Here is a 10,277-nt window from a genome sequence, read left to right as displayed (position 1 = left end):
AACGCGTAACACGCAGCCGAATCTCAGAATGTGTACAAAAATGACTCAGGGTTCCGACGGCGCCTCGCGAATATCGATCCCAAAGATCCGTTTCACCTGGGCCGTCACGAGTTGCGGGTGGCGTCGATCGCTCGGGGTCGAGGCCCACGGGGTGAACAATCCCGGGAGGTCGGGATGGGTGATTTTGCCGTGAGTCGCGCCCGAAGTCGTGACCACGAAACCGTGCTCTTCGAGCCGGCGTTTGAGCGCGGCGCGATCGCCGGGATGGCGCGTGCCCTTCTTTTTGCGGTTACTCGGGCCCGCAAAATCCGCGGGATCGAACGAATCGACGTCCTCGGGCCGAACAGCAAGGGCGTAGGCCGTGGGAAACGCGCCAATCACGTGGTTATCGGAGCGCCTCACCTGCACGGTCCAGTCGCCGCGCTGGAAGTGATCGCTCGCGCCGTTGTCACTCGTCCACGCATCCTCGGGATCAGCAACGGTGAGCACGATGATGTCGTGGGTGATGCGCGCGAAACTCGCCCCCGAAACCGTGCGCACTTCCTCCTCGCGAACGGTCAGCGGGCGGGTGAAGGGGCGCGGGTCAGTGGGATTGAGCGTGACGACGGTGCCTGCGGGAGGCGCACCAAAGCCTCGAGCGATGTCGAGTGTCTCCGTTTCATCCGCGCTTGCGCGCGGCGCTCGTGCCGCTTCCTCGGCCTGGTGGCGCTGTGCCTCGCGCCTCTTTTCGGCTTCGGCGAGAAGATCCGCGAGATCCTCCCCCGACGCCCTGCGCCGCGCGAGCTCGGGGACCGCGTCGTAGTCCACCGCGCGTACCTTTCGCTTTGCGCGCGTACGCCCTGCGAGGGCCGCGGGGCTCGGTGCGCCCGGGCGGGTCGTTTCTCGCGGTGAATCTGCCATGTCCCCCACCGTACCGCGGTGAGACGTCCATCTCGCGCGGAGTTGATGCGGTTAACCTGGTGCTCGTCTCATTTCACCCTTAGGAGGACATTCGTGCGTGTTTCCACCTCGCTGCGGGCACTGGCGGCATGCGGCTGCCTAGCCCTTGCTCTTGCCGGTTGCGGCTCCCCCAATGAGCCGCAATCCTCCCCGCCTGCGTCGAGCGCAGCGGCGGCGAGCGACGGTGGCGGTCCCAGCGTCGTGATCAATGAGTCCGAGGGCGACGGGGACGCGCCACCGGTCCCCGAGATCACCGCCGGAGGCCTCGATCATGCCGAGCTCGGCGATTCCTGCAGCGACGAGGGCATGGTGAAGATCCCGCTGCACGGTGCCCCTGATCCAGCGCTCGAAGGCTTCGACGGCTCGTTCACGTACAACGGGTGGAAGGAAAACGGCGGCTCCTCGGAAGCGACGTTCACGATTAACCAGGGCGGCGGCAAGCAGCAGTTCGGTCCGCTCCAGGTTGGGGATCAATTCGAACTCGGTGGCGCCATGTATTCCGTGACGAGCATTTGCAAGGACAACGCCCAGCTCGACGTCATCGGCTAGTTCATGGCCACACGACCGCACCCTCGGATCACCCCCGACAGCGGGATCTGCGAGTACTTTTCTGCCGGGCAATGCGAATCGTGCAGCCTCATGCGCACCCCGCACGATGTCCAGGTTCGCGAGGCGCATGCACAGCTCACAGAACTCCTCGCCGAGGTGGCGACGCCTTCCACCGTGTGGGACGAGCCGCTCGTGAGCGCACCGTGGGGCTTTCGCACGAAGGCGAAGATGATGGTGCGTGGCACGGCGGCGGCCCCAGTCTTCTCCTTTCCAGGTTCACACGAGGGCGTTGACCTCGCTGATTGCCCGCTGTACCCCCCGCTTGTCACCGAGGTTGTTGAAAGTGCCCGCGCGCTCATTCGCCGCGCCCAGGTGCCGCCCTACAATCTCGACAAACGCCGCGGCGAGATCAAGTACGTGCTCGTCACCGCAACACCAACGGAAGCCATGGTGCGCCTCGTCCTGCGCAGCACTTCCGCGCTCGAAAGGATCCGCGAACACCTCGCGCTCCTTGATCCTCGCGTGAGCGTCGTCAGCGCGAACATCCACCCCGAGCACGAGGCCCTCATCGAAGGGACCGAAGAGATTCACCTCGCGGGGGCCGATCGTCTACGCCTCCCCCTTGGCAATATCGACGTTGACGTGCTCCCCCGCTCCTTCACGCAAACCAACACCGCCGTGGCGAGCGAACTCTACGCCCAGGTCGCACGCTGGATTCTCGACGCGGGCGCCCGCACCGCGTGGGACCTCTACTGCGGCGTAGGTGGCTTCGCCCTCGGCATCGCCCACGAAGCACGCGCCCGCGGCGCGCACATGGACATCACGGGCATCGAAATCACGAATGAGGCGATCGAAAGCGCACAAGGTTCGGCGAAGCGGCACGGTTTCGCGGGCGCCGTCGGACCCCACACCGCCCCCGAAGCTCACGTTCGCGTGCGCTTCGAGACCGCCGATGCAACCGACTGGGCCAGGCGTCAGGCGACCCTCCCGGACGCGATCGTGGTGAATCCGCCGAGGCGCGGCATCGGCGAAGCGCTCTCCCGCTACCTCAACGACTCGGGGGTTCGCACCATCGCCTACTCGAGTTGCAATCCGGAAACGCTTGCCGCAGATCTCGCGCGCATGCCGCACTACCGCGTCGCACGCGCGAGGCTCATCGACATGTTCCCGCACAGCACCCACAACGAGGCTCTCGTTCTTCTTTCACGCGTCGCGCCCGAGAACGATTAGCCTTCGTGGTCGAAGGCCTCCTCAACGTCGTCATCGACCCAGTCGAACGTGCGTTCGACGGCCTTGCGCCACAGGCGCATGCTGCGCTCGCGCACGTGTGCGTCCATCGACGAGGTCCAACGGACGTCCTCTTCCCAGTATTTCTCGAGGTCATCGGTCGAATCCCAGAAACCGACGGCGAGACCGGCGGCATACGCGGCCCCGAGCGCTGTCGTCTCGATAATCTTCGGGCGAATCACGTCGACGCCGAGGATGTCCGCCTGGAATTGCATGAGGGTCTCGTTCACGGTCATGCCGCCGTCAACGCGCAGCTCCTTGAGCGGCACCGTTGAATCCTCATTCATGGCGTCGATCAGCTCGGCGCTCTGGTAGGCCGTGGCCTCGAGAACGGCACGCGCAATGTGGTGCTTGTTCACGTAACGGGTGAGGCCCACGATCGCCCCGCGAGCATCGTCCTTCCAGTAAGGAGCGAACAGACCCGAGAACGCGGGCACAACGAAGCAGCCACCCGAATCGTCGACCTTTGTCGCGAGTTCTTCGACCTCCTTCGCGCTCGAGATCAGGCCGATGCTGTCGCGGATCCACTGCACGAGCGAGCCCGTGACGGCAACCGAGCCTTCGAGTGCATAGACGGGATCGGCGTCGCCGAGCTTGTAGAGCACGGTCGTGAGCAGGCCGTTATCCGAGGAAAGCGCCTCGTTCCCGGTGTTCACGAGGAGGAAGTTACCCGTGCCGTACGTGTTCTTCGCGGTGCCCTTCTCAAAGCATGCCTGGCCGAACGTGGCCGCCTGCTGGTCGCCGAGGATGCCCGCGATCGGCACGTTCGTGAGCAGGCCGCGCTTACGCCCCTTGCCGTAAACCTCGGACGACGAGCGGATCTCGGGGAGCATCGACATGGGGATTCCCATCTCGCGCGCAATATCCTCTTCCCAGTCGAGCGTGTGCACGTTCATGAGGAGGGTTCGCGAGGCGTTCGTGACGTCGGTGACGTGCGCGCCGCCCTTCGTTCCGCCCGTCATGTGCCACAAAAGCCACGTGTCGATCGTGCCGAAAAGCAGATCACCCACCTCGGCCTTCTCGCGCGCGCCCTCGACGTGGTCGAGAATCCACTTGACCTTCGGGCCCGCGAAATACGTCGTGAGCGGCAGGCCGGTGACCTCTTTGAACCGGTTCACGCCCTCCTCGCCCGCGAGCTCGTGCACGATTCGCGCCGTGCGCGTGTCTTGCCACACGATCGCGTTATAGACGGGCTTGCCGGTGTTTTTATCCCACACAACCGCGGTCTCGCGCTGGTTGGTAATGCCGACGGCTGCCAGGTCATCCCGGTTCACTTCAGCCCTGTTCAGTGCGAGCGCGATGACCTCACGGGTGTTGCTCCAGATTTCCATCGGGTCATGCTCGACCCACCCTGAGCGCGGGAAGATTTGCTTGTGTTCGAGCTGGGCCTGCGACACCGCATGGCCGTCGTGGTCGAACACCATCGCGCGCGAGCTCGTTGTGCCCTGGTCGATGGCGAGAATGTATTTCTGGTCTGAGGTCTCTGGCATGAGCGGTCCTTTCGGCTCCCGCGGGCATCGCTGCCCGCGCTTGATCGTGGGTGCGCTTTCGCGCGCGTTGGTCAGCGCGCGGGAATCTCGCGCACGTTCTCGAGGAGGGCGGCGGCATCAGCATCGCTCGTCGTGTGCTCTGCCTCGAGGCGCGCGGCGATAAACGTCGAGTACGCCTCGATCTCGGCCTCGAGCCGCGCCTCGTCCCAGCCGAGTTCTTCCGCGAGGATCTCCGCGACCTCGCGAGCAGCGCTCACGCCACGATCGCGCGCCTCGTAGTCGAGGCGCGTGCGGCGCATGAGGGCGTCGGCGAGGTGAAGCACGCCCTCGCTCCGGGCGGCGTACACGATTTCGGCACGGAGATAGCGAGGGGCGTCCGTGAGCGGTGTCGCGAGCTCGGGGTTCTCGTCCATGAGGGCAAACAGATCCTCGAGTAGCGAGCCGTAACGGAAGAGGAGGCGCTCGAGGCGTACCTCGTCGATTCCGTACTTTTCCGCGAGTGCGGTTGCACGCACCCGCATCTCCTCGTAGCCGGCACCGCCGATGACGGGGATGTCGCGAGTTTTGGTCTTCGGGGCATCGGGGGTTCCGCGAAGCGCGAAGTCGACGACGTCCTCAGCCATAACGCGGTAGGTCGTGTACTTGCCACCGGCGATCGCGCTCAGGCCCGGTTCGACCTCCATCACCGTGTGTTCGCGCGACACCTTCGTCGAGGCGCCGTCGGACTTTTTCACGGGCTGAAGAAGGGGGCGCAAGCCGGCATAAACGCCGATGACGTCCTCGCGCGTGAGCGGGCGGCGAAGCACGTCGTTGGCCTTTTCGAGTACGTAGTCGATATCGCTGCTCGTTGCCGTGGGCACCGAGACGTCCTCTTTCCACGGGGTGTCGGTCGTGCCGATCAGCCAGTATTCGTCCCACGGGATGATGAACAGCACCGATTTCTCGGTTTGCGTGATGATGCCCGTGTTGTCCTTCGCCTCAATCGCCTCGCGCGGCACCGTGATGTGGATGCCTTTCGAAGCGAGCACCTGAAGGCCCGAATCGGCGCCGGCGCGATCCTGTTCTTCACCGGTCCACACGCCGCCGGCAAGAATAACCTCGCGCGCGTGCACCTCGTATTCGTTGCCCGTCTCGAGGTCCGTGATGGCAGCGCCCACGACGCGATCACCGTCCTTGAGGTAGCGCGTGACCTTCGTGTAGTTCGCGGCGGCGGCGCCGAGGTTCACGGCGGAGCGCACGAGCATCGCCACGAAGCGCGCGTCGTCCATGCGCGAATCGTAGAACTCGATCGCGCCGGAGTTCTTTTCGGGGTCGAGTCCCGCGAAATCCCTTGCGAGGCCCTTGGAAAAGACGTGCTTGTGGATCGGGACCTCGCGGTGGCCGATCTGCATCGCGTCGTAGAGGGCGATGCCCGAGCCAATGAACCCGCGCTCAAAAACGTTCTTCATGGGGAACATGAAGCTGATGGGTTTCACGAGGTGCGGCGCGGTCTTAGAGATGAGCAGGTCGCGCTCGCGAAGGGCTTCGGCGACGAGCGTGAAGTCGAGCATTTGCAGGTAGCGGAGGCCGCCGTGCATGAGCTTCGACGAGCGCGAGCTCGTGCCGCTTGCCCAGTCGTTCATCTCGACGATGCCAACGCTGAGGCCGCGGGTTGCCGCATCAAAGGCGGCACCGGCACCGTTGACTCCGCCGCCGACGATGAAGATGTCGAGGGGGTTGTTGGCGCTCGTCGCGGCAAGCTTCTCGAGGTGTGCGGCACGCGAGGTGGGATTGAGTGCGGAGCGGGCGGATGAGGACATAACAACTTCCTTCGTCGGGTGTGCTCGGTTCGCCGTTGAACCACGTCTAGCAAGCTCCGGTGAGGCTAACACCGCCACATCACCGTTCACGGGGAGTCACCGCCCGGCCCGGTTCTACACTGATCTCACGCGCACCGGCACGCATAGGAGCACCCATGACCGCGACCCTCCGCATTCTCGTTCTCGGCCTCGGCGGCACGATCGCCATGAGCCAAAACCAGCCGGGTGGGCACGCCTCACCCGCGGCACAACCAGACGCGAGCATGTTCCCCATCCCCGGTATCGAGCTGGAGTTTCGGGAAATCGCGAACGTGGGTTCGCCCTCGGTCACGTTCCCGCACGTGCGGGAGGTTCTGCGGGTGGCACGGGAAGGTTCCGACGCTGGCTTTCGCGGAATCGTGCTCACTCACGGCACCGACACTCTCGAAGAGACGGCGTTCTTGCTCAATCGCTATTGGAACCTCGATACGCCCCTTGTTGTCACGGGCGCGATGCGCCCCGCGAATGCCCCCGGCGCGGATGGGCCCGCGAACCTTCACGACGCGATTGTGACCGCCGCGAGCGAGCAGGCGCGCGGCCTCGGCGTTCTCGCGGTTTTCGATTCCCTCGTGCACGCCGCCGATCGCGTCACGAAGGTGAGCTCTCGAAGCATCGACGCGTTCGATTCGGAACCCTCGGGCCCTCTTGCGCTCGTGAGCAAGGATGGGATTCGCGCGATGTATGCGCTGGAGGCGTCGGACTGCGTTCTGCCCACCGTGCCCGCCGAGCTTCCCTCCGTGCCTCTCATCGGGACGGGCCTCTTTGATCGCGGCGAGGCGCTCGGGGCCCTCGTGCATCAGCCCGAGCCGCCCGCGGGCATCGTGATCAATGGCGTGGGGATGGGGCACGTGCCCGAGGCTGTCATGCCGCTCGTGCGCGAGGCCCGCGAGCGCGGCATCCAGATCGTTGTCGCGACACGAATCCCCGAGGGCGGCACGTCGACCTACCACTACTCCTACCCGGGCGCGGAAGTAGATCTCATCAATTCGGGCGCGTGCATGGCCGGCATATTGAGCGCGCACAAGGCGCGGCTGCTGCTCCAGGTTCTGCTCGCCGCCGGCGCGAGCCGCGAGGAGATCAGCGGCGCGTTCGCGGGCTTCGCCTACTGATGCTCTGTGGCCGCCACCCCGGCCCTACTTTTCATAAATTTCATAAATTTCAAAGCAATTCATAAAACTCATAGATCTTCATAGGCGCCGCGGCCTACTCTTGAGGTATGACCGGTGCACGCAACCCCTTCCGCGCAACCCTCGGCGCTACTCCCCCGCTTCTTGTCGGTCGCAACGAAGCGGTACAGAACTTTGCCTTCGCGCTCGATGACGGTCCCGGAGCTCACGAACGCATCTCGCTCATTGTGGGCCCAAGGGGAATCGGGAAGACGGTGCTTCTCAACGCATTCGAGGACACAGCCCAGGAGCACGGGTGGTTCGTCATAAGTGAGACGGCGACACAGGGCTTTGTGGAGCGCATCCGCAGCGAGATCATTCGCCGTTTGGCACGCCAGCGCTCGCAACTCAAGGGCCTAGGGCTCTCTATCTTCGGCGTTGGCGGCTCTGTCACCTGGGACTCCTCCTCGATCTCGGAAACGTCGTATTCCTTGCGCAATGCCCTCGATGACTACCTCGCGTACAAGGCCGATCTCGATCGCTCTGCGGGACAGCCCGCGAGCGGCGTGCTCATTACCCTCGACGAAATGCACCACCAACGCACCGATGAACTGATCGAGTTCGGTGCGACCGTTCAGCACCTTGTGCGCGAAGGAAAAGACATCGCTGTCGCAATGGCCGGGATCCCCTCGGCGATCAAACCGTTGCTGTCCAGCCGAACGAGCGAGAGTGAAGGACCGAACCCCATCACGTTCTTGCGCCGTGCCGAAAGAATTGAACTCGACCGCGTATCGGACGATGACGTGCGCCTCGCGCTCGAGAGTCCGCTAGCCGAAGCAGAGATCTCTTGGACGGAAGAAGCACTCCAGACCGCGGTCAACTCGTGCCAGGGCTACCCCTTTATGATCCAGCTCGTCGGGCAGTGGGCATTTCGCGAGGCTCAGGGGAGGAGTATCACGCGAGAAGCTGCCGAACGAGGGGCAGAGAAGGCCCGACGAAAACTCGGCCAACTCGTTCACGAACCTGCCTTGGCAGACCTTTCCGATGTTGATCGCTCGTTCCTCATTTTTATGGCGCGAGACGACGGTCCTACGGAAATCGCCGACCTCAAGGCACGGTTCGGCCGCTCAGACTCCTACGTCAGCAACTACCGCAGGCGTCTTATCGATGCCGAAATGATCGTCGAAGCTGGGCGTGGTCGCATTGATTTTGCGCTGCCGTACCTGCGCGAATATCTGCGCGAGCACGCCGCCAGTCTCGTGGACTAGGTGTACTAAGTGTACTGACCGGAGACGTTGATCGACGGTCAGGAGCTTGACCTTGACGCAGCGTCAATGTTTAGCGTCGTGGGCATGACAGTGACGATGATTGACAGTGCCGCTGGGATGCGGGCGATGGTGAGCAGTTCTCCGGAGCAGTGGAAGGACGCAGCTCGCAGGCTGTGGGAGCCGATGGCGGGAATGTACTCCTTCATTCCCGGTGGACCTGATCTGGCCGCGGTTCACAGCCAACACTTCGGTTTCGGACCCTCCGTAGCGGCAGACAAGATCCTCGGCGCGGTCGACGCTTTGGAACGCGCCGATGCTTGGGGCCGTGTCGAGCGAGCGCTCGAAACGGGGCTGCGGGAGCTGAACGCTGCCGATCCGACTGTGGCGATGCCTGACCTGACGGTGTTGCTCGTGCTCGGGGATCCCACCAACAAGCACTTCATGGATGAGATACGCGGCCTGTCGGCCTTCGGTGGGATCAGCGGGTACATCGCCATCACGATCTGGCCCACCGACGAGGTTCTGGCGCGGTTGGAGGGCATCGCCCTGCACGAGCTTCACCACAATGTGCGGTACTCGCCCGGAGGCGTGGTGTGGAACCCGCAGACGGTCACGGTTGGCGAGCACGTAGTGGCTGAGGGTCTCGCGGACCTGTTCGCCGCCGACCTCGTGGGCGAGCAGGGATTCACGCACTTCGTCAGCGACCAGACCCGTACCAGTGACGAGGTGCTGCGTCGCGTCACCGAAGGCCTGGACGTGACTGGCATGCAGGATTTCGCGGCTTGGGTGTTGGGCGATCCGAGCGCTTGCCTGTTCGGCGCAACACCGGTCGGGCTGCCCACCGGGGCCGGTTACGCTGCCGGGGCACGCTTCGTGTCCGCCTATCGGGAGGCCACCGGACAGTCACCCGCCAGGGCCGTGGCCACGCCCGCCTCCGAGATCCTGGCCGTGGCACTGCCACAGTTGGGTCTGACAATGCCAGCCCGCTGACGAGAGAGGCCGAAATGATGGAGTGGACCGTCCAAGAACTCGCTGACCGCGCCGGCATCAGCGCCAGGACATTGCGTCACTATCACCAGATCGGCCTGCTCGTCCCGGACCGGATCGGCGCGAACGGCTATCGCTACTACGGACCTGTCGCCGTGGCACGCCTGCAACGCATCCTGCTCCTGCGTGAAGCCGGCCTGGCCCTGGGTGCGATCGGCGAAGCGCTGGCAAGCGACGCGAACCCAGACGAGGAGATCACCGCCCTCGAGGCGCACCTGGTACACCTCGAGCACGAGCGGGAAGCGCTGGAACGTCGTATCGCGTCCGTCGAGCACACCGTGACGATGCGACGCGAGGGACGCCAACCGCGGATGGACATGGTACTCGAAGGCTTCAACGACCGCTATGAGGCCGAGGTGACCCAACGATGGGGACGCGTGGTCTTCGAGCAGTCCAACCGGTGGTGGCATAGCAAGAACCTCACCCAGCAACGTCAGTTCCAGGCCGACGCCGAACAGCTCCTGGCGCGGTGGGGCGAACTCCACCAGTCGGGTGTCTCCCCATTGAGCGACCAGGCCCAACAGCACGCAGCCGCCCATGCCGCCTGGTTCGCCCAGATCCCCGGGACGCCCGGGCATGCCGGCGACCTGGACAAGACCCGCGCCATGCTCACTGGCATGGCCAACCTCTACGCCACCAACCCAGACTTCCATCCCGCTTTCGGTGGTGCAGAAGCCGCCGGCTTCGCCGCCCAAGCGCTGCGCCACTACGCCCAGAGCCACTGAAAAGCACCCTTCGGGATGGTCGCTGCGA

The 10,277-nt window shown here is 64.4% G+C and carries 9 protein-coding genes; 6 read left to right on the top strand and 3 right to left on the bottom strand.

Annotated elements, in window-relative coordinates; all coding sequences use genetic code 11:
* Positions 1 to 45: 45 nt before the first annotated feature.
* The gene (locus D8M36_RS03775) at positions 46 to 900 is read right to left on the bottom strand and encodes a hypothetical protein (protein ID WP_126846857.1); all 855 of its coding nucleotides are present in this window, start codon (positions 898 to 900) and stop codon (positions 46 to 48) included.
* 93 nt (positions 901 to 993) lie between these two features.
* On the opposite strand from D8M36_RS03775, the gene D8M36_RS03770 reads away from it, so the two are divergent.
* Both D8M36_RS03770 and D8M36_RS03765 read left to right on the top strand, forming a co-directional pair.
* A complete protein-coding gene (locus D8M36_RS03770) occupies positions 994 to 1,488 on the top strand; it encodes a hypothetical protein (RefSeq protein WP_126846855.1) in 495 nt (164 codons plus the stop codon).
* Positions 1,489 to 1,578: 90 nt separating this feature from the next.
* Positions 1,579 to 2,718 (top strand): methyltransferase domain-containing protein, encoded by a 1,140-nt coding sequence (locus D8M36_RS03765; RefSeq protein WP_238638373.1) that lies wholly within the window; start codon positions 1,579 to 1,581, stop codon positions 2,716 to 2,718.
* Here the strand turns inward: D8M36_RS03765 and glpK are convergent.
* The gene (gene glpK / locus D8M36_RS03760) at positions 2,715 to 4,265 is read right to left on the bottom strand and encodes a glycerol kinase GlpK (protein WP_126846851.1); all 1,551 of its coding nucleotides are present in this window, start codon (positions 4,263 to 4,265) and stop codon (positions 2,715 to 2,717) included. The two genes, D8M36_RS03765 and glpK, sit on opposite strands and share 4 nt — an antisense overlap.
* A gap of 71 nt (positions 4,266 to 4,336) precedes the next feature.
* The gene (locus tag D8M36_RS03755) at positions 4,337 to 6,064 is read right to left on the bottom strand and encodes a glycerol-3-phosphate dehydrogenase/oxidase (RefSeq protein ID WP_126846849.1); all 1,728 of its coding nucleotides are present in this window, start codon (positions 6,062 to 6,064) and stop codon (positions 4,337 to 4,339) included.
* A 155-nt stretch (positions 6,065 to 6,219) separates the two neighbouring features.
* Here D8M36_RS03755 and D8M36_RS03750 point away from each other — a divergent pair, with 155 nt between their 5' ends.
* The 4 genes from D8M36_RS03750 to D8M36_RS03735 all read left to right on the top strand — a co-directional run bounded on the left by D8M36_RS03750 (position 6,220) and on the right by D8M36_RS03735 (position 10,249).
* Positions 6,220 to 7,212, top strand: coding sequence for an asparaginase (locus D8M36_RS03750; protein ID WP_126846847.1), 993 nt, complete (start codon positions 6,220 to 6,222; stop codon positions 7,210 to 7,212).
* Positions 7,213 to 7,319: 107 nt separating this feature from the next.
* On the top strand, positions 7,320 to 8,477 hold the full coding sequence (locus tag D8M36_RS03745; protein ID WP_126846845.1) for an ATP-binding protein: 1,158 nt from the start codon (positions 7,320 to 7,322) through the stop codon (positions 8,475 to 8,477).
* 84 nt (positions 8,478 to 8,561) lie between these two features.
* Complete coding sequence (locus D8M36_RS03740; RefSeq protein WP_202974866.1) at positions 8,562 to 9,467, top strand: DUF2268 domain-containing protein; 906 nt, start codon at positions 8,562 to 8,564, stop codon at positions 9,465 to 9,467.
* 14 nt (positions 9,468 to 9,481) lie between these two features.
* Positions 9,482 to 10,249 carry a MerR family transcriptional regulator gene (locus tag D8M36_RS03735; protein ID WP_126846842.1) on the top strand — a complete coding sequence of 256 codons (768 nt, stop codon included), beginning with the start codon at positions 9,482 to 9,484 and terminating at the stop codon, positions 10,247 to 10,249.
* The last annotated feature ends 28 nt before the right edge of the window (positions 10,250 to 10,277 follow it).

Origin of the sequence: Dermabacter sp. HSID17554 (assembly GCF_003989295.1) — a bacterium.
GTDB lineage: Bacteria > Actinomycetota > Actinomycetes > Actinomycetales > Dermabacteraceae > Dermabacter > Dermabacter vaginalis.
This window is presented reverse-complemented; position numbering and strand designations above follow the sequence as displayed.

Bases quoted from the DNA above. Each gene is read 5' to 3' on its own strand.
- D8M36_RS03740 (WP_202974866.1), top strand. From the start codon at position 8,562: ATGACAGTGACGATGATTGACAGTGCCGCTGGGATGCGGGCGATGGTG.
- D8M36_RS03765 (WP_238638373.1), top strand. From the start codon at position 1,579: ATGCGCACCCCGCACGATGTCCAGGTTCGCGAGGCGCATGCACAGCTC.
- D8M36_RS03755 (WP_126846849.1), bottom strand. From the start codon at position 6,064: ATGTCCTCATCCGCCCGCTCCGCACTCAATCCCACCTCGCGTGCCGCA.
- D8M36_RS03745 (WP_126846845.1), top strand. From the start codon at position 7,320: ATGACCGGTGCACGCAACCCCTTCCGCGCAACCCTCGGCGCTACTCCC.
- glpK (WP_126846851.1), bottom strand. From the start codon at position 4,265: ATGCCAGAGACCTCAGACCAGAAATACATTCTCGCCATCGACCAGGGC.
- D8M36_RS03750 (WP_126846847.1), top strand. From the start codon at position 6,220: ATGACCGCGACCCTCCGCATTCTCGTTCTCGGCCTCGGCGGCACGATC.
- D8M36_RS03775 (WP_126846857.1), bottom strand. From the start codon at position 900: ATGGCAGATTCACCGCGAGAAACGACCCGCCCGGGCGCACCGAGCCCC.
- D8M36_RS03735 (WP_126846842.1), top strand. From the start codon at position 9,482: ATGATGGAGTGGACCGTCCAAGAACTCGCTGACCGCGCCGGCATCAGC.